This is a genomic window from Kitasatospora sp. NPDC059827 (assembly GCF_042731675.1).
Classification (GTDB): domain Bacteria; phylum Actinomycetota; class Actinomycetes; order Streptomycetales; family Streptomycetaceae; genus Kitasatospora.
Genome location: NZ_JBHWIV010000045.1, coordinates 1 through 20158 on the forward strand (window position 1 = coordinate 1; position 20158 = coordinate 20158).

The 20158-nt window shown below is 73.2% G+C and carries 20 protein-coding genes; 9 read left to right on the top strand and 11 right to left on the bottom strand.

Annotation, left to right across the window (positions count from 1 at the left end; genetic code table 11):
* Positions 1-65 precede the first annotated feature (65 nt).
* From ACFV8H_RS25555 to ACFV8H_RS25570, 4 genes are all read right to left on the bottom strand, one after another.
* Positions 66-458: a VOC family protein gene (locus ACFV8H_RS25555; protein WP_380404052.1), complete on the bottom strand. Its 393-nt coding sequence runs from the start codon at positions 456-458 to the stop codon at positions 66-68.
* Positions 459-534: 76 nt separating this feature from the next.
* Positions 535-741 (bottom strand): winged helix-turn-helix transcriptional regulator, encoded by a 207-nt coding sequence (locus ACFV8H_RS25560; protein WP_380404054.1) that lies wholly within the window; start codon positions 739-741, stop codon positions 535-537.
* A gap of 244 nt (positions 742-985) precedes the next feature.
* Entirely contained in the window at positions 986-1981 is a 996-nt protein-coding gene (locus ACFV8H_RS25565; RefSeq protein WP_380404057.1) for an ABC transporter substrate-binding protein, read from the bottom strand.
* A gap of 58 nt (positions 1982-2039) precedes the next feature.
* Complete coding sequence (locus tag ACFV8H_RS25570; RefSeq protein ID WP_380404060.1) at positions 2040-2816, bottom strand: MerR family transcriptional regulator; 777 nt, start codon at positions 2814-2816, stop codon at positions 2040-2042.
* A gap of 237 nt (positions 2817-3053) precedes the next feature.
* Here ACFV8H_RS25570 and ACFV8H_RS25575 point away from each other — a divergent pair, with 237 nt between their 5' ends.
* Genes ACFV8H_RS25575 through ACFV8H_RS25585 form a run of 3 tightly spaced genes read left to right on the top strand, consistent with a single transcriptional unit; the run spans position 3054 to position 6558 of the window.
* The gene (locus ACFV8H_RS25575; RefSeq protein ID WP_380404063.1) at positions 3054-4640 is read left to right on the top strand and encodes a flavin-containing monooxygenase; all 1587 of its coding nucleotides are present in this window, start codon (positions 3054-3056) and stop codon (positions 4638-4640) included.
* The gene (locus tag ACFV8H_RS25580; protein ID WP_380404066.1) at positions 4637-5656 is read left to right on the top strand and encodes an alpha/beta fold hydrolase; all 1020 of its coding nucleotides are present in this window, start codon (positions 4637-4639) and stop codon (positions 5654-5656) included. The genes ACFV8H_RS25575 and ACFV8H_RS25580 overlap by 4 nt, the downstream gene beginning before the upstream one ends.
* Positions 5653-6558 (top strand): SDR family oxidoreductase, encoded by a 906-nt coding sequence (locus tag ACFV8H_RS25585; protein ID WP_380404069.1) that lies wholly within the window; start codon positions 5653-5655, stop codon positions 6556-6558. The genes ACFV8H_RS25580 and ACFV8H_RS25585 overlap by 4 nt, the downstream gene beginning before the upstream one ends.
* A gap of 117 nt (positions 6559-6675) precedes the next feature.
* On the opposite strand, the gene ACFV8H_RS25590 is transcribed toward ACFV8H_RS25585, so the two are convergent.
* Positions 6676-8010, bottom strand: coding sequence for a PLP-dependent aminotransferase family protein (locus tag ACFV8H_RS25590; RefSeq protein WP_380404072.1), 1335 nt, complete (start codon positions 8008-8010; stop codon positions 6676-6678).
* 99 nt (positions 8011-8109) lie between these two features.
* Between ACFV8H_RS25590 and ACFV8H_RS25595 the strand changes: the two genes are divergently transcribed.
* A complete protein-coding gene (locus ACFV8H_RS25595) occupies positions 8110-8790 on the top strand; it encodes a LysE family translocator (RefSeq protein ID WP_380404074.1) in 681 nt (226 codons plus the stop codon).
* A gap of 63 nt (positions 8791-8853) precedes the next feature.
* Here ACFV8H_RS25595 and ACFV8H_RS25600 read toward each other — a convergent pair whose 3' ends face one another.
* From ACFV8H_RS25600 to ACFV8H_RS25615, 4 genes are all read right to left on the bottom strand, one after another.
* On the bottom strand, positions 8854-9909 hold the full coding sequence (locus tag ACFV8H_RS25600) for a serine hydrolase domain-containing protein (protein WP_380404077.1): 1056 nt from the start codon (positions 9907-9909) through the stop codon (positions 8854-8856).
* Positions 9906-10838 carry a DUF6895 family protein gene (locus ACFV8H_RS25605; protein ID WP_380404079.1) on the bottom strand — a complete coding sequence of 311 codons (933 nt, stop codon included), beginning with the start codon at positions 10836-10838 and terminating at the stop codon, positions 9906-9908. Before ACFV8H_RS25605 ends, ACFV8H_RS25600 begins: the two co-directional genes overlap by 4 nt.
* Complete coding sequence (locus tag ACFV8H_RS25610; RefSeq protein ID WP_380404082.1) at positions 10835-11569, bottom strand: hypothetical protein; 735 nt, start codon at positions 11567-11569, stop codon at positions 10835-10837. The genes ACFV8H_RS25605 and ACFV8H_RS25610 overlap by 4 nt, the downstream gene beginning before the upstream one ends.
* 91 nt (positions 11570-11660) lie before the next feature.
* Positions 11661-11861: a hypothetical protein gene (locus ACFV8H_RS25615; RefSeq protein ID WP_375891366.1), complete on the bottom strand. Its 201-nt coding sequence runs from the start codon at positions 11859-11861 to the stop codon at positions 11661-11663.
* A gap of 154 nt (positions 11862-12015) precedes the next feature.
* Between ACFV8H_RS25615 and ACFV8H_RS25620 the strand changes: the two genes are divergently transcribed.
* Both ACFV8H_RS25620 and ACFV8H_RS25625 read left to right on the top strand, forming a co-directional pair.
* Complete coding sequence (locus ACFV8H_RS25620) at positions 12016-12789, top strand: SDR family NAD(P)-dependent oxidoreductase (RefSeq protein WP_380404085.1); 774 nt, start codon at positions 12016-12018, stop codon at positions 12787-12789.
* A gap of 234 nt (positions 12790-13023) precedes the next feature.
* On the top strand, positions 13024-14856 hold the full coding sequence (locus ACFV8H_RS25625; RefSeq protein ID WP_380404088.1) for an ABC transporter ATP-binding protein: 1833 nt from the start codon (positions 13024-13026) through the stop codon (positions 14854-14856).
* Positions 14857-15003: 147 nt separating this feature from the next.
* Here the strand turns inward: ACFV8H_RS25625 and ACFV8H_RS25630 are convergent, their stop codons facing one another.
* Positions 15004-15672, bottom strand: a complete 669-nt coding sequence (locus ACFV8H_RS25630) for a lysophospholipid acyltransferase family protein (protein WP_375891371.1) — start codon at positions 15670-15672, stop codon at positions 15004-15006.
* Between the two features lie 176 nt (positions 15673-15848).
* On the opposite strand from ACFV8H_RS25630, the gene ACFV8H_RS25635 reads away from it, so the two are divergent.
* Positions 15849-16061 (top strand): EF-hand domain-containing protein, encoded by a 213-nt coding sequence (locus tag ACFV8H_RS25635; protein ID WP_375891373.1) that lies wholly within the window; start codon positions 15849-15851, stop codon positions 16059-16061.
* A 92-nt stretch (positions 16062-16153) separates the two neighbouring features.
* Here ACFV8H_RS25635 and ACFV8H_RS25640 read toward each other — a convergent pair whose 3' ends face one another.
* Complete coding sequence (locus ACFV8H_RS25640; protein ID WP_380404092.1) at positions 16154-18385, bottom strand: CDP-glycerol glycerophosphotransferase family protein; 2232 nt, start codon at positions 18383-18385, stop codon at positions 16154-16156.
* Positions 18386-19182: 797 nt separating this feature from the next.
* Here ACFV8H_RS25640 and ACFV8H_RS25645 point away from each other — a divergent pair.
* Positions 19183-19452: a hypothetical protein gene (locus ACFV8H_RS25645; protein WP_375891376.1), complete on the top strand. Its 270-nt coding sequence runs from the start codon at positions 19183-19185 to the stop codon at positions 19450-19452.
* Positions 19453-19656: 204 nt separating this feature from the next.
* On the top strand, positions 19657-20112 hold the full coding sequence (locus ACFV8H_RS25650; protein ID WP_375891378.1) for a YjbQ family protein: 456 nt from the start codon (positions 19657-19659) through the stop codon (positions 20110-20112).
* The last annotated feature ends 46 nt before the right edge of the window (positions 20113-20158 follow it).

Genomic DNA, 20158 nt, shown 5'->3' on the forward strand with positions numbered 1-20158 from the left:
GGTGTGCGGACCACCGTCGCCCCCGCCGTCGTGTGCGTCGTGCGGGGCAGGCGGGGGCAGGTGTTTCAGGTGAGGTCCTGGGCGACCTCCCACACGTGACCCGCCGGGTCGGCGAAGGCCGCCGTCCGCCGGCCCCACGGGCGGTCCACCGGACCGTTGAGCAACGCGACTCCGCACTCGGCCAGTTGGGCGCAGACCGCGTCCACGTCCGGGACCCGGATGGTCAGCAGCGCCCGCACCCCCACGGCGGGCGCTGCCACCGGGGCGGGCTCCACCAACTCGGGCGCCTGGTCCGCCGCCAGCAGGTTGAGCAGCAGGTTCCGCAGCCGGAGGACGGCCGAGGCCTCGTCCTCGTGGACCACTGGCAGGCCGAAGACCTCCTGGTAGAAGGCCTTCGCGGCGGGGACGTCCGCCACGAAGAGGGTGAGGACTTCCAGTTCGTCCAGATCGGTGTGCACGGGTGCCTCCGGGTGTCGTGGGTGCACGAGGAGGATGGCACGCGGGACCGACGGCGAGGCTTGCGCGGACGGACCGTCAGTTGTCGTTCTGTCCGTACCTCTCCTGGGCGGCGAGGACGGCGTCCGCGTGGGTTTCGGCCCAGACGCCGAGGGCGCGGATCGGGTCGAGCAGGGCGGTGCCCGCACCGGTCAGCGCGTAGTCGACCCGCGGCGGGGCCTCGGCGTAACGGTGGCGCTCCACCGGGCCGTTGTACTCCAGCCGGCGCAGCGTCCCGTTGAGCACCTTCGGGCTGAGTCCGCCGATCCGGTCCAGCAGCGTAGTCGGTGGCGAGGCCCGGCACGTCTTCCCGTCGCCCGCGCTGGCGCCGGGGGCGGTGGACGGCTGACGGGGCCGGCCGGCCGGTGGCGGCTGAGGGGTAACAGCGAACAGACGACAGATAACAGATGACAGCTTTCAACATCTGTTATCTGTTCGCTGTTACCTGTCAGTCGTCAGCCGTGAACTGTCAGCCCCCACCCGCCGGCCGTCACGCCAGGTCCTTGCGGATCTGGTCCAGGATCAGCCCGGCCCCGGTGTAGCCGATGCCGAGCATCCAGAGGCTGTCGTCCACCTGGTACACCCGGCCGTTGCGGACGGCGTCGATGTTCTTCCACAGCGCTCCCTCGGTGATCCGGGCCCGGTCGGACTTCGCCGGGTCCCCGTACACCGAGTAGAAGATGACGTCGGCCGCCGCCTGGTCCACCTGCTCGGGGCTGATCTCCAGTGAGAACCCCGGCTTGCCCTGGTTGGCCGGGCGGCCGAGCCCGAGGTCCTTGAACAGCGAGCCGACGAAGGTGTCGTCGAGGTAGAGCCGGGTGGGCGCGCCGGCCAGGAAGCGGGCCATCTCGACCCGGGTGGCCGCTGCCTTGGCCGGCCCGCCCAGTGCGGTCACGAGGTCCCGCACCTTGGTCCGGTACGCCGCGTCCGCCGCCTCGGCCTCGGCCGCGCGCCCCATCGCCTCGGCGTGCAGCCGGACGTTCTCCTTCCAGGTCGGGCCGGTGGTTCTGGACAGTACGGTCGGAGCGATCCTGGAGAGCTGGTCGTACCGCTTGTCGTCGCGGACCTGGTTGCTGAGGATGAGGTCCGGCCGCAGCGCCGCGATCGCCTCCAGGTTGGGCTGGCCTATCGCGCCGACCGCCTTCGTCCCGGCCAGCCGCTCGGCGGGGAGGTACCCGGGGAAGGGCGCGCCCTCGCTGACGGTGGTGGCGCCGACCGGGCTCAGTCCGAGGGTGACCACCGAGTCGAGGGCGTCGGTGTCCAGGGCCACCACCCGCGCGGCCCGGTCCGGTACGGTGCTCGTGCCGCGCGCGTGCTGGACGGTACGGGTGCCGCCGGAGCCGGTCGGACCGCCGCCCGGCGTGGGGGAGTCGGCCCCGCAGGCGGCGAGCACGAGGCCCGGGGCGAGCCCGGCGGCGAGGCCGAGTGCCGCGCGGCGGCTGAGAGTTCGGCGGTCGGGGGTTCGACGGCCGAGGGTGCGGGGCATCGGCGGCTCCTCAACGGACTGACGGGGCGCGGAAATCCCTGCCCGCCCAGTCGCCCCGCTACGCCTCGGAGCCGTACTCCCGTCGCTGGCGCAGCAGTTCGGCGTACTCGGCACGCACCCGGCGGTCCATCGCGAGGGTGAACTGCGCGTCGGCGACGGTGCGGGCGAGCGGCCGTACCCGCAGGATGCGTTCGGTGAGCCGGGCCGCCTCGCCCGGTGCCAGCGGGTTGTCGGCGGAGAGCACGCTGAGCAGGTGGTCGCTGACCACGTCGATGAAGATCTCGGCGATGGCGTCGACGTGCTCCCGGGTGCGCCGGCTGGCGTCCAGGACGGCCGAGAGCGGTACGCCCTCGGCGACCAGCTCGGTGGTGGCGTCCATCAGCCGGCGGCTGACGTGGGTGATCCCGTCCTCCTCGACCGTGATGTAGCCCTGGGCGATCGATTCGGCGGTGTTCTCCTCGGTGAGCTGGTCCCCGAAAGCGGCCTTGAGCTCCTCCCACTCCAGGCGCACCGGGGTCTCGTCCGACCAGGGGGCGACGATCGCGGCTTCGAGCCCGATCAGCTCGGCGACGTCCCGCCCGCTCTCGCCGGCGCCGATCAGTTCGGCGATCCCGCCCAGGGTGTGGCCGCGGTCGAGCAGTTCGCCGATCATCCGCAGCCGGGTCAGGTGCTCCTCGCCGTACCAGGCGATCCGGCCCTCCTTGCGGGGCGGCGGGAGGAGTTTGCGCTCACGGTAGAAGCGCAGGGTGCGGGTGGTGATCCCGGCCGCTTCGGCCAGTTCCTCCACCCGGTACTCGCGTTTTCTGTCGTCCGCAGCAGCTCTGACCTTGTCCACGGCGATCAGCATAGGTCCGTCACGTCGGCGGTGGGCCCTGCGGGAAGTCCGGGGAATTCCGGTGGATCCGGGCTGTCGTGCTTCTTCCATCCGGTGTCAGCAAGGACTACCCTGCCAACCATGCCAGTGATTACTGGCGCGATTGGCAGGGTTCCGGGGCACGGCCCCGGAGGTTTCCGGGGGCGCCGCCCCCGGAAGAGCGTGAAGACCACCGCCCCACCCTCAGGAGGAGGCCGCATGGCATCCAGCAGCAAGCGCCCCCGCCCCGGCGCGACCCCGGCGCCCGACCCCGGCGCCGCGACGGAGGCCGTACCGCACGTGCGGGTGGCGGTGATCGGCTCCGGCTTCGGCGGCCTCGGCGCGGCCGTCCGACTGCGCCGCGCCGGCATCACCGACTTCGTCGTCCTGGAGCGCGCGGACTCGGTCGGCGGCACCTGGCGCGACAACAGCTACCCCGGCTGCGCCTGCGACGTGCCCTCGCACCTCTACTCCTTCTCCTTCGCGCCCAACCCCGCCTGGCCGCGCAGCTTCTCCGGCCAGCCCGACATCCGCGCCTACCTGGAGAAGGTCGCCACCGTCTTCGGGATCCGCCCCCACCTGCGCTTCAACGCCGAGGTACTGGAGGCCCGTTGGGAGGCCGAGCAGACCCGCTGGCGGATCACCACCGCGGCCGGCCAGTGGACCGCCGACGCCGTCGTCTCCGCCGCCGGACCGCTCGCCGACCCGCAGATCCCCGACCTGCCCGGCCTGAGCACCTTCCCCGGCAAGGTCTTCCACTCCTCCCGCTGGGACCACGACTTCGACCTGACCGGCAAGCGGGTGGCGATGGTCGGCACCGGCGCCTCCGCCGCCCAGATCATCCCGTCGATCCAGCCGAAGGTCGGCAAGCTGACCGTCTTCCAGCGCACCCCCGCCTGGGTCCTGCCGCGCCGCGACCGCGAGATCAGCCAGCTGGAGAAGTGGCTGCACGGTCGGCTGCCGGTCACCGCCAAGATCCGCCGCGGCACCCTGTTCGCGCTCCGCGAGATGCAGGTCGACGCCTTCGTGCGCCGCCCCGGGCTGCTGCGCGTCGTCCAGCAGCTCGCCGAACGCCACATCGCCCAGGGCGTCGCCGACCCGGCGCTGCGCGCCAGGCTCACCCCGGACTACCGGATCGGCTGCAAGCGCATCCTGCTCAGCAACACCTACTACCCGGCGCTCGCCGCGGCCAACACCGAGGTCGTCTCCTCCGGCCTGCGCGAACTGCGCGGCTCCACCCTGGTGGCCGCCGACGGCAGCGAGCACGAGGTCGACGCCATCGTCTTCGGCACCGGCTTCCACGTCACCGACATGCCCGTCGGAGCCCGGGTGTTCGGCGCCAACGGGACCAGCCTGGCCGAGGAGTGGAAGGACGGCATGGAGGCGCTGCGCGGCTCGGCCGTGCACGGCTTCCCGAACCTCTTCTTCGTGATCGGCCCCAACACCGGCCTCGGCAACAGCTCGATGATCCTCATGATCGAGTCCCAACTGAACTACATGATCGACGCGTTGACCACGCTCGACACGGTGGGCGCCGCCGCCATGCAGCCCACCGTCCGGGCCCAGCGGCAGTGGAACCTGGAACTCCAGCACCGGATGGACCGCACCGTCTGGACCACCGGCGGCTGCCGCAGCTGGTACCTGGACCCGAGCGGCAAGAACACCGTGCTCTGGCCCGGTTCCACGACCTCCTTCCGCCGCGCCACCCGCAAGGTCGACCTGGGCGAGTACGAGCTGATCATGCGCACCGGGCCGAGCACCGCCCGTCCCGTCGCTTCCACCGCCGCCCAGGAGGCCACCGCGTGAGCACCGTCCAGCTGCCCGCCGAGTACGTCCCGCCCACGCCCGTCGAGGAGTTGAGCATCCGATCGGCGGACGGCATCCGACTGCACGTCGAGGTGCACGGCCAACCCGGCGCTCCCACCGTGGTGCTGTCCCACGGCTGGACCTGCTCGACCGCATTCTGGGCCCCGGTGATCCGCGAACTCTCCGACCGCTACCGGCTGGTGGCCTACGACCAGCGCGGCCACGGGCAGAGCGAGATCCCGCCCAGTCGGGCCCGCTACTCCACCCGGGCACTCGCCGAGGACCTGGCCGCCGTCCTCGCGCGGACCGTCCCGGCGGGGGAGCGGGCCGTGCTGGCCGGGCACAGCATGGGGGGCATGACCATCATGGCCGCCGGCGGCCGCCCCGAGGTCGCCGAGCGCACCGCCGCGAACGTCCTGATCTCCACCGGCCCGGCCGACCTGGTCGCCGAACTCACCGTCCTGCCGGACGGCCTGCGCGCCCCGCGTCTACGGCGATTCCTGCACCGGCAGCTGCTGCGCTCCCGGATGCCGCTCGGGCCGGTCTCGGGAGTGAGTCGGGCCGCGCTCAAGTACGCGACCATGGGGCCGAGTTCACCCGCCGGGCAGGTCGAGGCGACGGCCCGGATCGTGCACGCCTGCCCGGCCGCGGTCCGCTACCACTGGGCCGGAGTGCTCGACCGGCTGGACGTACGGGCCGGGCTCGGCCGGATCACCGCCCCCACCGCCGTGGTGGCGGGCACCGCGGACCGGCTCACCCCACCGGTGCACGCCCACCGGATGGTCGCCGAACTCGCCGACCCACAGGGGCTGTTGCTGCTTCCCGGAGTCGGTCACATGGCGCCGCTGGAGCGCCCGGTGGAGGTCGCGGCCGAGATCCACCGGATGGCCTCCGCTCACCTGGCGGGTGCACCCACCGAGACCGCTTCCGTCCCCGCCCCCGCTCCTGCCGTTGACCCCGCTCCTGCCGTCGACCCCGCCGTCGATCCCGCCGTTGAGAGGACCACCGTCGCATGAATGCCATCCCGCCGCTGTCCGCGCAGGTCGTGGTGGTCACCGGGGCCGCCCGTGGAGTCGGTGCGTCGCTGGCCCGGAAGCTGGCCCGGCGCGGGGCCAAGGTCGCGCTACTGGGCCTGGAGCCCGAGGAGTTGAAGGCGGTCGCGGCGCAGTGCGGCGCCGCCGCCACGGCGTGGGAGGTGGACGTCACCGATCTGGAGGCGCTCGCTGACACCGCCGAGCGGATCAAGGAGCACTACGGGCGGATCGACACCGTGGTCGCCAACGCCGGGATCGCGATCGGCGGACCGCTCGCCGACAGCGACCACCGGGCGTTCAGCCGGGTGATCGAGGTCAATCTGCTCGGCAGCGTCGCCACCGCGCGGGCCTTCCTGCCGGCTCTCACCGAGAGCCGCGGCTACCTGCTGCAGATCGCCTCGCTCGCCGCACTCACGCCCGCACCGCTGATGAGCGCCTACTGCGCCAGCAAGTCCGGGGTGGAGGCCTTCGCCCACTCGATCCGCGCCGAGGTCGCCTACCAGGGAGTCAAGGTCGGTGTGGGGTACCTGAGTTGGACCGACACCGACATGGTGCGCGGTGCCGACGAGGACGCCGTGCTCAAGCAGATGCGCAGCCGGCTGCCGTGGCCGGCCAACAAGACGTACCCGCTGGAGCCGGCCGTGGACCGGATCGTCGCCGGGATCGCCCGGCGCTCCGCCCATGTGTACGCCCAGGCGTGGTTGCGCGGGATGCAGCCGGTGCGCTGGCTGCTGCCGAGCCTGATCGCCGTGGTCGGCTCCCGCGACGTCGCCAAGCTCGCCCCGCAGCTCGCGGCCACCGCCGCCTCCCGCCTGCGCGCGGTCGGGGCCGGCGGCGCGGCCGACACCGCGGTGCGGAGGGATCGGACGGGGGCGGGGGACTGACAGCAGGTGACGGCTGGCAGCGAACAGCTGACAACTAACAGATGACGGATAACAGATGACGGATAACAACTTTCGAAATCTGTCATCTGTTAGTTGTTGCCCGTCACCCGTCACCCGTCACCCGCCACCCGCGATCCCCGCCAGCACCCCCAGCGCCCACCCCAGCACCGGCAACGGCGGCGAGGCCAGCCCCACCCGCACCGCGGACGGCGTGCTCCGCGGGTCCACCGCGAAGGCGGCGGCGGGCGTGACCGAGATGCCCGCCCGGGCGGCCGCGGCGACGAAGGTCTCCGCCCGCCAGGCCCCCGGCAGCTCCCACCACAGGTAGTACGAGCACGGGTCCGCCCGCAGCCGCTGTCCGGCGAGTACCTCCCGGGCCAGCGTCTGCCGGGCGGTCGCGTCCGCCCGCTTCGCCGCCGCCACTGCGGTCGGCGTCCCGTCCCCGATCCAGCGCACCGCCGCCTCCAGCGCGAAGCCGTTCGGCGTCCACCCGCCGGCCCGCAGCGCCCCCACGACCCGCTCCCGTAGCGCGTCCGGGACGACCGCGACCCCGGTGGTCAGTCCGGGGGCGAGCCGCTTGGAGAGGCTGTCGACCAGCACCGTCCGCTCGGGTGCCAGCGCGGCGAGCGGAGCAGACCCGGGCCGTAGGAAGGACCAGATCGCGTCCTCGACCACCGGCAGGTCCAGTCGGCGCAGCTCCCCGGCCAGGGCCGCCGCCCGCTCGGGCGGCAGGCTGGTGCCGAGCGGGTTGTGCAGCCGGGGCTGGACGTACACCGCGCTGAGCGGCGCCGCGCGGTGGGCCGCCGCCAGGGCGTCGGGCCGCAGCCCGTGCTCGTCGACCGCGAGCGGCACCAGCCGGATGCCCAACTGCCGGGCCACGGCCTTGACCACCGGGTAGGTCAGCGCCTCGACCCCCAGTCGCCGCCCGGGCGGCACCAGTGCGGCGAGCGCCCCCGCGACCGCCTGCCGCCCGTTGCCCGCGAACAGCAGCTCCCCGGGGTCGGCGCCCCAGCCGCCCGCATCCGTCGACAGCAGTTCCGCGAAGGCCCGCCGGGCGGCCGCTGTCCCCGCCGCGCCGACCGGCCGCAGCGCCTCGCCGAGCGCGTCCGCCCGCAGCAGCGGTGCCAGCGCGGCGGCGAGCAGTTCGGACTGTCCGGGTGTGGTGGGGTAGTTGAGCTCCAGGTCGATGGGCGTGTCGGCCGGTTCGGCGAGCGGGATCCGCCCGTCGTCGGCCGCCGTGCCGCGCCCGGCCCGGACGAAGGTGCCCCGCCCGACCTCGCCGACGGTCAGGCCGCGCCGGGCGAGTTCGCGGTAGACCCGGCCGGCGGTCGAGGCGGCGATGCCCCGGCGGCGGGCGAAGGCCCGCTGGGTGGGCAGCTGCCCGCCGGGCCGTAGCCGTCCGGTCATGATGTCGGCGGCGACCTCGTCCGCGATCAGCCGGTAGTCGTCCATCGGTTCCCCACTCCTTCGTGCCCGGGAGGCCTGAGGCTCATTGCACCGAGTGCAAAGCCATCATTGCATCGAGCGGGTTGCGCGCCCTAGCCTCCTCGCATGGACGAGCTGGATGCGTGGGACACGTTGACATCCGCCGTGGACGGCCACGCCGTGCTCGGCATCGCCGCCGTGGCGCTGGGCATGGTGCTGTCGCCGGGGCCGAACATGATCTACCTGGTGTCCCGCTCGATATCCCAGGGCCGCCGGGCCGGACTGGTCTCGCTGACGGGCGTCGCGACCGGCTTCCTGGTCTACCTGGTCGCGGTGACGGCCGGAGTGGCCGCGGTCTTCTCGGTCGTCCCCGCCCTCTACACCGGGATCAAGCTGGCCGGTGCCGGCTATCTGCTCTGGCTGGCCTGGAAGGCGGTCAAGCCCGGCGGCCCGGCGGTCTTCGCCCCGCAGCAGCTGCCGCCGGACCCGCCGCGCCGCCTGTTCGCGATGGGCTTCCTGACCTGCCTGCTCAATCCCAAGATCGCCATCATGTACATCTCGCTGCTGCCCCAGTTCGTGGCGCCCGAGCGCGGCCACGTCGCCCTGCAGAGCCTGGTGCTGGGCCTGGTCCAGATCGTGATCGCGGTCACCGTGAACGGCCTGATCGCACTGACCGCGGGCGGCATCGCGAGCTTCCTGGGCCGCCGCCCGGCCTGGCTGCGCGTCCAGCGGTACGTGATGGGCACGGTGCTCGCCGGTCTGGCGGTGCACATCGCCGCCGACCGGGCCAAGGCGGTGGCCGTCTGACCGGCGCGGCCGTCAAGCCGACTCGGTCGTCAAGCCGACTCGGTCGTCAAGCCGACTCGGTCGTCAAGCCGACTCGGCCGTCCAATCGCCCCGGGCGGCGGCCCGCAGCAGCTCGTAACCCGCCTGTACGAAACGCCCGTTCAGCGCGGGCGCGGTGTTGGCCAGCGCGGCGACGGCGGCCGGTCCCTCCGGCGCGAAGCCGACGAAGGCGGTGAACCCCCGGGTGCCGCCGGAGTGGAAGTACAGGTCCCGCCCGCCCGACTGCCGGTGCATCCAGACCAGGCCGAGCCGGTCGGTCGAGTGCGGCAGCCGCAGCCTCAAGCGCTGGACGTCCCGCGCCGCTGCCCCCAACTCGCCGTCCGCCCCGTCGAGATGGAGCCTCAGATAGCGCATCAGGTCGGCCCCGCTCGCCCGTACCGCGCCCGCGCCCGGGAGGCCGGGGATCCGCCAGGGCGACAGCGCCCGCCCGCGCCGGTGTCCGACCGCCTGCCCCGGTGCGTCCGGTGCGCAGCCCGTGGAGCGCAGCCCCAACGGTCGGCAGATCCGTTCGGCGAGCAGTTCCCCGTACGGCATCGCGGCGGTTTCGGCGAGGGCCCGGCCGAGGAGCGCGACCCCGTAGTTGGAGTACCCGTACCGGCTGCCCGGCCTCCGGCGTACGGTGGTTCGGGCCAGTCCGTCCCTCAACTGCTCGTCGCCGTACGCGGCGTAGGGGTTGCTGGACCAGGCCGGCGCGGCGCTCGCGAGCAGCCCCGGTGGTAGGCGGGGCAGGCCGGAGGTGTGGGTGGCCAGGTGCAGCAGGCGGATCGGCTCGGTGGAACGGACGCGCGCCGGGCGCCAGTGTGGCGGCAGTCGGTTCTCCACCGGGTCGTCCAGGGCGAGTTCACCGCGTACGGCCAGGTCGGCCAGCAGCAGCGCGGTGAAGGTCTTGGTCACCGAGCCGAGTTCGAAGACGGTGTCCGGGGTGCACGGCGGCGCGGTCGGCCGGTGCCCGAGCCGTCCGTGGCACCGGATCTCCTCGTCGCCCCCTCGTGCGACGGCGACGGTGACGGCGGTGGCGTGCGGCCCGGCCGCCCGCACCGCCCGGGCGACCAGTGGGTCGAGTCCGGGGGCCGGGTTCACCCGGCCGCCGTGGTCGCGCCGAGCGCCCGGGCGAGCGTGATGTCCCCGGCGACCACCGCGACGACGGCGGTGTGCTCGTGGTCGCGGAACGCCTGCTCGGGGTCCTCGTCGACGGGGTCGGTGTCGCGGGGGAGCAGTCCGTCCTCGCGTTGGATGGTGGCCAGCGCCTCCCAGCCCTGCCGCCCGGTGGCCGGTTCGCCGATGCACGCGTCGACGACGAGGAGTTCGGCCACCAGGTCCCACTGCCCGATCTCCGCCCAGATGTCGAGCCAGACCGGCAGCCAGTCGCGCAGGTAGTCGCGCATCGGTGCGGGCAGGCCGTCCGGGCGGGCGCCCCAGTCGGTGAGGTGGAACACGGTGTGGGTGACCTGGTAGCCGGTCATCCAGTTGACGGTCCAGGGCTCGGGGGTCGCACCGAGCCAGGTGCCGGCGGCCAGGGCGGACCAGTCCGGCCGGTGGCCGAGTCCGACGATCCGTCGGGCGTTGGCCACGGCGAGCCGTCGGTTGGGCTGGACCTCGGCGGCGTGCACGGACCGCAACCGGCTGAGCGAGTCGAGGAGTTCCTCCAGCGCGGGGTGGCGGTACCCGGCCCGGGCGAAGTGGGCGTAGGTCTCCAGCGGATCGGTCATGGTCAGGTGGCGCAGCTGCCGCTCGTAGAGCAGGTCGCCCTCGCGCAACTGCGCCCAGGCGTGGTCGAGCAGTTCCTGCGCGGCACGGCTGTCGGCGGGCCCGGTGACGCCGTCGCGCAGTACGAGCGAGGCAGCCAGGGCGACTTCGCCCAGCGGCTTGTAGACGTCGTTGGGGTCGGCGAGGTCGATGACGACGTCGTCGGGGATCCGGCCCAGGCCGTTGCGGTGGGAGGTGTGCAGCCAGCCCAGCGCGCGGGAGGCGAGCCGCTGGGCGGTGGCGAGGACGAGGGTGTCGGTCACGGTGCCCGGTTCCCTTCGGCGGTCGGCGGCCGGGAGCGCGGGAGCAGTCGGCGGGCGGCTTCCAGCTCCAGTCCGGTGCGGGCGCTGCCGTCGCCGGCCAGCCGGATCCGCTCCAGGACGGGTTCGAGTTCCAGTCGCGACGGGCGGCCGTCGGCGGTGGCCCGGGCGAGCCAGCGGGTGAGTCGGGCGGCGGTGGTGAGGTCGCGGCGCAGCATGGCGCGGACGGTGCCGCGGGCGAGCGCCGACGTGTTCGTCCGGGCCGCCTCGTGCACCGGACCGTCGAGGCCCGGCAGCGCGAGCGCGGACAGCTGTGCCATCCGCACCGACCAGGCCTGCCAGCCCATGGCGGACGGGTCGGGGAGCGGGGCCGGTTGCGCTCCGGCGGTCCCGTACGGCGTGCGGGCGAGCAGTTGGCCGGCCGCCCAGTCCTGCCACCCGATCACCAGTTCCGCCTCGGGCGAGGTCGGCGCGGGTGCCGGGAAGGCGCGTCGGCCTTCGGACAGGAGGGCCGCGGTGGGGCCGTCCGGTTCGGCTCCGGTGAACAGTTGCGGGGCGAACAGGTCTGCGCCGAGCACGCGTACCGCGGCCAGCAGCGGGCGCGTGGCGGCGGTGTCCGGGTCCACGATCGCGGCAGCGCCGTCGCCGTTGCGGAGGGCGTCGAGGGTCCGGCCCGCCACCTGTTCCACGGCGGCGGCGTAGGTGTCGCGCAGCGGCGTCTCGGCGAACGGCATCGGTGGTGCCTCCCTTGCGGGCGCTGGGTCCCGGTACGGAGTGGGCCGGTCCGCCGTTGCGAACCGGCCCGGCGGTCGGGCCGCCCGGGGCTCACCGGGTCGGCTTCTCCTTGGGCTGCTTCGGCGACAGCAGGATCAGCGCCAGCAGGACACCGGCGGCCTCGGGCGAGTACGTGGGCGCGTCGGACACGACGGCCTCGTCCTCCACCATCAGGCTCGCGAGTGTTTCGGCCTCGGCGAGCGTCGCGCTGCGTGACGCCGAAGCGGTTTCGGTCCGGAACTGAGTAAGCATCAGATGTGCCTCCTCGTCTGGTTTTCATCACCCGGTCGGGCGATGCCCCTGTCCGACACTACGAGCACGATCCGGTGCCTGCATCCGCAGCCCGCTGAGCTGGGACGTTGCCCTGGGTGTGGGCGCGGCTGCGGTGAGTCGGTACGGTCTGGGCATGACCACAGCCTTGATCACCGGCGCGACCGCCGGCATCGGAGCCGCGTTCGCGCGCCGGCTCGCCCGCAGCGGCTACCGCCTCGTCCTGGTGGCCCGCGACACCGAGCGCCTGGAGCGCGCGAGCGCGAACCTGCAGCTCAAGTACGGCGCGGAGACGGAGGTGCTGACCGCCGACCTCGCCACCGACGAGGGCATCGCCGCCGTCGAGGCCCGGCTCGCGGACGCCGCCCGCCCGGTGGACCTCCTGGTCAACAACGCCGGCTTCGGCAACAAGGGCGCCTTCGGGACCGTCCCGCTCCAGGACGAGCTGGACATGCTCAAGGTGCACGTCGAGGCGATCCTGCGGCTGACCACGGCCGCCCTGCCGGGGATGCGCGAGCGCGGCCGGGGCGCGATCGTGAACGTCGCCTCGGTGGCGGCCTTCCTGCCGCGCGGCACGTACGGGGCGAGCAAGGCCTGGGTGGTCAGCTTCACCCAGGGCGTGCTGCGCGACCTCGGCGGGACGGGCGTGCGGATGATGGCGCTCTGCCCGGGCTTCACCCGGACCGAGTTCCACCAGCGGGCGGGCATGGGCACGGGCAACATCCCCGCCTGGTCCTGGCTCTCGGCCGAGCGGGTGGTGGACGAGGCGATGCGTGACCTCGCCCGCGGTCGCTCGGTGTCCGTGCCGGGCAAGCGCTACAAGCTGGCCGTGGCGCTCGCCCGGGTGCTGCCGTCCGGCAAGCTCGGCGGGCTGTCCTCGAAGGCGGCGCGCACGTACCGGACGAACTGACGCGCGCGGCGGCCGGTCGGCCGGACGGGGACAGCTCCAGCGGGAGGGGATCCAGCGCGAGGGAATCCAGCGGGAGGGAATCCAGCGCGAGGGGATCCAGCGCGAGGGAATAGAGCCACCCTCACTATTAGCTTGCCTAACTATGAGCTACTCTCGCTATGCTGGTGTCCGTCCGGCCGCCGCACCCCCGTCCGCGCCCCCACCCCGGCGCGCCCGACCCAGGGAGGCCCGTACTTGAGGCCCGCCATCAACTGGACCCCGCCCGAACGCGCCGAGGGCGACCCCCGCCCGCCGGCCCAGTGGCGCCGCATCATCGCGCTCTTCCGCCCCTACCGGGGCCGGCTCACCACGGTGGGGCTGCTGGTCGCCGCCTCCGCCGTGGTGTCCGTCGTCTCGCCGTTCCTGCTCAAGGCCGTGCTGGACACCGCCATCCCGCAGGGCCGCACCGGGCTGCTCAGCCTGCTCGCGCTCGGGATGATCCTCACCGCCGTGGTGAACAGCGTCTTCAACGTGCTGCAGACGCTGATCTCCACCACCGTCGGCCAGCGCGTCATGCACGACCTGCGCACCTCCGTCTACGGCCACCTGCAACGGCAGTCGCTGGCCTTCTTCACCCGCACCCGCACCGGCGAGGTGCAGTCCCGGATCGCCAACGACATCGGCGGCATGCAGTCCACGGTGACCTCCACCGCGACCAGCCTGGTCTCCAACCTCACCGCCGTGATCGCCTCGATCGTCGCCATGGTCGCCCTCGACTGGCGGCTGACCGTCGTCTCGCTGGTGCTGCTCCCGCTGTTCGTCTGGATCAGCCGCCGGGTCGGCCAGGAGCGCAAGAAGATCACCACCGAGCGGCAGAAGCAGCTGGCCGCGATGAGCTCGGCGGTCCAGGAGTCGCTGTCGGTCAGCGGCATCCTGCTCGGCCGCACCATGGGCCGCTCCGACTCGCTGGCCCGGGAGTTCACCGAGCAGTCCGACCAGCTCGCCGACCTGGAGGTGCGCTCCAGCATGGCCGGGCGCTGGCGGATGAACACCATCATGATCGTGATGGCCGCGATGCCCGCGCTGATCTACTGGGCGGCCGGACTGACCTCCGCCGCCGGTGCGCCGATCGTCTCGGTCGGCACCCTGGTCGCCTTCGTCACCCTCCAGCAGGGCCTGTTCCGCCCGACCGTCAGCCTGCTCTCCACCGGCGTGGACGTGCAGACCTCGCTCGCGCTCTTCCAGCGCATCTTCGAGTACCTCGACCTGCCGGTGGAGATCGCCGAACCGCCGCACCCGGTCACCCTGGCCGACATCCGCGGCGAGGTCCGCTTCGAGGCCGTCGACTTCCGGTACGACCCCGAGCAGGAGCGCCCCACCCTGGACGGCGTCGAGCTCAAGGTCCCGGCCGGGACGTCCCTGGCCGTCGTCGGCGAGACCGGCTCGGGCAAGACCACCCTCAGCTACCTGGTGCCGCGGCTGTACGACGTCACCGGCGGCCGGGTCACCCTGGACGGCGTGGACGTGCGCGAGCTGTCCTTCGACACCCTGGCCCGCGCGGTCGGCGTGGTCTCCCAGGAGACCTACCTCTTCCACGCCTCGGTCGCCGAGAACCTGCGCTTCGCCAAGCCGGGCGCCAGCGACGCCGAACTGGTCGAGGCCGCCCGGGCCGCGCAGATCCACGACACCATCGCCGCCCTCCCGGACGGCTACGACACCCTGGTCGGCGAACGCGGCTACCGCTTCTCCGGCGGCGAGAAGCAGCGCCTCGCGCTCGCCCGCACCATCCTGCGCAACCCGCCCGTGCTGATCCTGGACGAGGCCACCAGCGCGCTCGACAACCGCACCGAACACGCCGTCCAGCAGGCCGTGGACACCCTGGCCGCCGGCCGGACCACCATCACCATCGCGCACCGGCTCTCCACCGTCCGCTCCGCCGACCAGATCGCCGTCCTGGACCGCGGCCGGGTGGTCGAACTCGGCACCCACGAGGAGCTGGTGGAACGGGACGGACGGTACGCGGCGCTGCTGCGCCGGGAGACGCCGGAGGCGGCGTCCCTGTCGGACGCCGCCCTCGGTCACGCGTAGTCGTACCGGCCGCGCGGATCACTGGCCGCGCGCAGTCGTTCCGGTCGCGCGGATCGCCGGCCGCGCCCGGTCGTTCCGGTCGCGCGGATCGCCGGTCACGTGTTCGTACCGGCCGCGCGGATCGTCAGGAGGCCGGAGACGCGGCGCTCAGGCCGCCTTCGGCACCTCGTTGTAGCCGTCCGCGACCTCCTGGCCGGAGAGCCGCTGGATCGCCGCCATCACCTCGTCGGTCACCTGGCGACGGGCCTTCAGCGAACGGGCCTGCCCGTGCAGCTCGTCGAAGTGCAGCGGTTCGCCGAAGCGGACGGTCACCTTCTTGATCCGCGGCAGCCGCTTGCCCACCGGAAGGATCTGCTCCGGGCCCTCCAGGGCCACCGGGACGACCGGGACGCCCGCGGTCAGCGCGAGCCAGGCGACCCCCGTCTTGCCCCGGTAGAGCCGGCCGTCCAGCGACCGGGTGCCCTCCGGGTAGATGCCGAAGGCCTTGCCGTCCTCCAGGATCTCCAGCGCCGACTCCAGCGAGGCCTGGGCGGAGCGGTAGGTGCCGCGCTCGACCGGAACCGCGCCGATCGACTCGAAGAAGCCCTTGGAGAGCCGGCCCTTGAGCCCGGTGCCGGTGAAGTACTCGGCCTTGGCGAGGAAGTGGACCCGGCGCGGGGCGGTGAGCGGGATCACCACGCTGTCGATGAACGACAGGTGGTTGCTGGCCAGGATCACCCCGCCCTTGCGCGGCACGTTCTCGATGCCCTCGATGGCCGGACGCCAGATCCCGCGTGAAACGGGTTTCAGCACCAGCCTGGTGGCGAGGTCGAGCACGGGTTCCCTCCCTGGACGAACGACCGCCCCGGAGGAGTCCGGGTCAGCAATCAGACCCGCAGACTACGACACCCACCCGGGAGCCCGTCCACTCCCGCCGACCGTGGCGAACACCACGGCCGGGTAGGGTACGGCCGTCCGAACCGAGCAAGAGTTTGCAGTACCCAGGAGGAACGATGGAGAGCGTCGCGGCCATCAAGGAGATGTTCGACCGTTTCGACAAGAACGGCGACGGCAAGATCACCCCGGCCGAGTACGCGCTGGCCGCCAACGAGATGGGCGACCACAGCGTCACCATCTCGATGGCCGAGGCGCTGATCCACGCGATGGACACCCGTCACCAGGGCTACCTGGACTTCGAGGAGTTCCTGGCCGCCCGCCAGCGCTGAGCCCGCACGGACGGGGCCGGTCGCCGTACCGGCGGCACCGGCCCCGTCCGCAGGCCCCGTCGTTCGCCCTACCGCGCGTCCTGCTACTCGCCCTACGGCCCGTCCGCCGGAGCCGCCGGAGCCGCCGGGAACACCCGGCGCACCACCCGCTCCGCCGCCCCGCCGTCGTCCCAGACGCAGAACCTCTCCCGGAACCGCTTGCGCGCCCCCGGCTCCGGGTCGCCCGCGCGCAGCGCCCGTGCCAGCCCCGCCGCGTCGACCGTGACCGCGCCCGGCGGCTGCGCGAACAGGTCGAAGTACACGCCGCGTTCGCGCTGGTACTCCTCCCAGTCCGGAGCGAATATGACGACCGGTCGGTCCAGCACCGCGTAGTCGAACATCATCGACGAGTAGTCCGTCACCAGCGCGTCCGCCGCCAGGTAGAGGTCCTCGACCACCGGGTGCGCCGACACGTCCACGATCTCCGCCGCGTCCTCACCGGCCGTCAGGTCGCCCGGTCCGTCGGCGTGGAAGTAGTGGGTGCGCACCAGCAGCGTGAACCGCGGGCCCAGCGCCCGCGCCAGCTCCGCCACGTCCAGCAGCGGCACGTAGCCGCCCTTGCCGCCGCGGTGGGTCGGCGCGTACAGCACCGACGTGGTGCCGGGCCGCAGCCCCAGCCGCTCGCGCATGGCCAGGACCTCCCCCGGGGTGGAGTTGGCCAGCCGGTCGTTGCGCGGGTAGCCGGTGTCCAGCATCTCGTAGCGGCCCGGGAAGGCCCGGGCGAAGTGCTCGCTGGTGTGCGGGTTGGAGGAGACCAGGAAGTCCCAGCGGTCGACGGCCTCCTGGAGCCGGTCGAAGTCCATCCCCTCGGCGGCGGCCTCGGGGCGGCCCCGCAGGTCCATCCCCATCGCCTTGAGCGGGGTGCCGTGCTGGGTCTGGACGTGCACCGTGCCCGGCCGCTTCGCCATCGTGCGCGGGAAGTTGACGTTGTTCACGAAGTACTTCGCGGTCGCCATCGCCTTGAGGTACGCCGGGGTGTTGACGATCACGTACGGGACGCCGGGCGGCATCGCGTCGGCCTGCCGGCGGTTCTCCACCACCCACACGCCGCGGATCTGCGGGGCGAGTTCCTTCGCCTTCTCGTAGATCGCCGCCGGGCTGCACGCGTAACCCCGGTGCCAGTACGCGGCGTAGACCGCCAGGTGCTCGTCCAGCGGCAGGCGGCGGAACGCGTTGTACGCCGTGAACCGGGCGCCGCTGCGCACGCCCTTCTTCACCGCGGGGGCCACCGCCCGTGCCCCGCGCTTGAGTTCGCGCGGCAGCCGGCCGGTACGGCGCAGCTCGGCGTACGCGATCCGGGCGCCGCGCGAGGCCAGCCGGTACTGCACGCCGCGCACCCCGCCGGGGAAGCGGTAGTCGGCCGGGCGGTGGCGCTCGAAGTGCGCGGCGACCCGGTGGAAGTAGTCCCGGCGCCGGTCGACCGGGACCAGCCCGGGGGTGTCGTAGACGTTCAGCGCCTGGCGGACGGTCCGGTCGAAGACCAGGGTGCGCAGCGCCGGCGGGACGGGCCGTCCGGGGCCGTCCGGGCGCTCGCACCGGTCCAGGAAGGCGAAGATGGCGTCGTACTGGGCGAACACGTCGGCGTGCTTGGGGGAGGCGGTGGCGGTGATCGCGCCGTCCCGGCCGCGCCGGTAGTTGTAGCAGGGGCGGTCGAGGTAGCGCAGCCGCCCGGCGGCCAGCAGCGCGGGGTAGGTGACCGAGATGTCCTCGTAGTAGCCGCGGCCGAAGGAGACCCCGAGGCCCTCCAGGAACGCACGGCGGAACACCTTGTTCCACACCGACATCACGGTCTGGAACAGCGCCGGGTGCTCGGCCACCGTGCAGCCCTCGACCAGCGGGGAGCCGACCAGCACGTGCCGCCAGGGGTTGGGCTCGCTCCCGCCGTCCGGGTAGACGTGGGTGAAGTCGGTGAGCAGGACGTCGGCGGGCGCCTCGCGGCGGCGCTCCTGCGTCAGCTCGTCCAGGATCACGCCGACCGTCCGCTCGGGCAGCCAGTCGTCGCTGTCCACGAACCAGACGTACTCGCCGCGCACCTGCGGCAGGGCGGCGGCCCGGGCGCCGCCGAGGCCCTGGTTCTCGGTGAGGTGCATCACGCGCAGCCGGGGGTCGCAGGCGGCGTAGGCGTCCAGGACCGCGCCGGAGCCGTCGGGGGAGAGGTCGTCGACCGCGATGACCTCGAAGCGGGTCTCGGCGGCGGGGGTCTCGCCGAGGATCGAGTCGAGGCAGCGCGGCAGGTACCGCTCCACGCCGTGGACCGGGAGCACGATGCTGAGGAGGAGGGACACGCTGGCCGAGTCTACCGATCCACGCGGTGCGACCTGCGGGGACGTCCGGCCGGGACGGGACGGGGGCGGTGGTCGTGCGGGGCCAGGTGGAGCGGAGGCCGGCGCCGGGGGTCGGAGGGGGGTCGGAGCGGGGGTGATCACCGGTCCGGGACCGCCGGTGCCTGGCCCCGGAACGGGGTGGCACCGGCAGTCTGGTGGCGGCCGGGCCGACCCTCTACGGCCGGCCGCCGGTCCGGGCACCGTACGGGCCTGGTCACCGCAGCGTCGAGGTGACCGGGCAGTGGCCCGCAGGAGCCGGAGTTCGATCGAGTCGCTTCACGACTCGAACACGCACCTGCGTGCGGTGCGGGCACCGGTGCGTGCCTCAGATACTGCTTGGAGGATCGACGCGAGTCAATCCCTCGTATGTGTTCACTTCATGAATCGGCTGGCGTGCGGTCGACCACCCGCCGGTGATCGTTTTGTCGACCTCGCGACTGTCCCCTATATGGGGGCGATTCGTCGACACCGCAGTCGAGGCCGCAGGAGTGCCTGTCGTACGCCACCTCGCACCCGCCTGCGCGCGGCGTGCACCGCGCAGACGGACGCCGGGGCCGTGCCTCCTGGCCCTGGTGACGAATGGCGGGTCGTGCACCATCATTGATGCCTAGTCGTGACCGCCCGAGCTGCCCCTGGTGCATCGTCAGTTGACGCCGCACGGTACGGTGGCACAACACCGAGGACGGTTGCGCGAAGGCCGTCCCTCACGGATAGTCTTCGCCTCACGGCCCTGGCGCCTCGTAGGGGTGGGAAAACTGATGGAACACATGCAAGTGCGGACTCGGCCCCGTGTGCCGGCGGTCCAGTGCGGTGTCGGCGCGACCGGCCGCCGGATCGAGCGACACCTGGCCGTGCTCGGCGCGCCCGCGCTCCCGGCGGTGGACACCGCCGAGGCGCTCGGGTTGATAAGGGAGCTGACGCCGCGCGGCGCCGACACCCCGGCGGCGGCCCGCCGTCGCCACACCCGGGTCTCGCTGCTGGCGCCACTGCGCCGGCTGCGCCGCAGCCTCTTCGGCGGGCGCGGCTGAGATCCTCGAGCAGGCCCGGGGCCTCGGCCCGGGACCGGCTCACGAACGACCCGACGGACCACCGGCCCGTCGGGTCGTCGGCGTATCCGGAGACGGGGCCGCCAGATTGGTCTGAACCTCTCACCCTACGCGAGGCCGCCGCCCCCGCGTGGGCAGTCGGCGAGGCAGTACGCCCGACCGGTCGACCTGGGCCAGGATGGCGCCATGGCGGACAACAACCACTCCACGTCAGCCGGGGCGACCGGGTCCTTCCAGACCACCACCCTGGAGATCACCACCGGCAACCGCGAGGTCGCGCTGGACATCACCGACCGCTGCGCCGCGTTCCTCGACGAGCGGGCCGCCGGGCGGGACGGGCTGCTCAACGTCTTCGTCCCGCACGCCACCGCCGGGATCGCCGTCCTGGAGACCGGCTCGGGCAGCGACGACGACTTCCTCGCCACCCTGCGCGAGCTGCTACCGGCGGACGACCGCTGGCGCCACCGGCACGGCAGCCCCGGCCACGGACGGGACCACGTGGTGCCCGGCCTGGTCGCCCCGCACGCCACCCTCCCGGTGCTCGGCGGCCAACTGGCCCTCGGTGTCTGGCAGTCCGTGGTGCTGATCGACACCAACGGCGACAACCCGCGCCGCACCGTGCGGCTGTCCTTCCTCGGCTGAGTGCCGGGCCGGGCTACGGGCCGGACTACGCGCCGAGCTACGGGCC